Genomic DNA, 593 nt, shown 5'->3' on the forward strand with positions numbered 1-593 from the left:
TTTACATCAACCTAAAACCACTTGGAGAGCTAAAATATATCAATTGAATAGCGATATACTGAAGCGACATATATTGCCAAAACTTCAATATCGTAGTCACCTGATTGACTTCCAATATTGTGAAAAAACCTGCTCAGGCACTATTCTGTGTGACTCAGGTTCAAAGTTAGGAAGTTTTATTATCAAATAATGCTTTTTTAAGGCATTAATAATTCTCATCAATATTTTGGAAGATATCCAATGGCTAGAAAAAGTAAAAAGCAAATTGATAAGGAAAAGAAAGAATCTGAGGAAAATGCTGCCGCTGTAAAACAACGAACGCGCCGCCGTATCGAAGATATTATGGAGCAAAGAGCGTTTGATAAAATGTTTGATCTTTAACTCTGATTCCTACCTCTTCAAGCTTGTTGTGCAAAGGTAACCGCCACCTACCTTTCCACTCCGCTTTCCAATCAGTTTGCTATCTCTTAGCCAAAAATACACTTCTTAAAATAACCTTTTCCACACCCAAATTTTTCTTCATCTTAAGCTTCACGCTTTGCTTCATCACTGTAAGCCAACTTTAGTGTGCGCTGAAAAACAATCCAAATTCG

2 protein-coding genes are annotated in these 593 nt (G+C 36.3%); both read left to right on the forward strand.

From position 1 onward, the window contains the following. Positions 1–190: hypothetical protein (locus R8O11_RS29530; protein ID WP_318195165.1), on the forward strand; the 190-nt coding region annotated here is incomplete at its 5' end. A gap of 50 nt (positions 191–240) precedes the next feature. Then, complete coding sequence (locus tag R8O11_RS29535; protein WP_005463370.1) at positions 241–381, forward strand: PA3496 family putative envelope integrity protein; 141 nt, start codon at positions 241–243, stop codon at positions 379–381. Positions 382–593 lie beyond the last annotated feature (212 nt).

The sequence above is a fragment of the Vibrio sp. 1288 genome (assembly GCF_033344475.1).

What these genes read in the sequence shown, in the direction of transcription:
- R8O11_RS29535 (WP_005463370.1), top strand. Translation starts at nt 241, where the DNA reads ATGGCTAGAAAAAGTAAAAAGCAAATTGATAAGGAAAAGAAAGAATCT.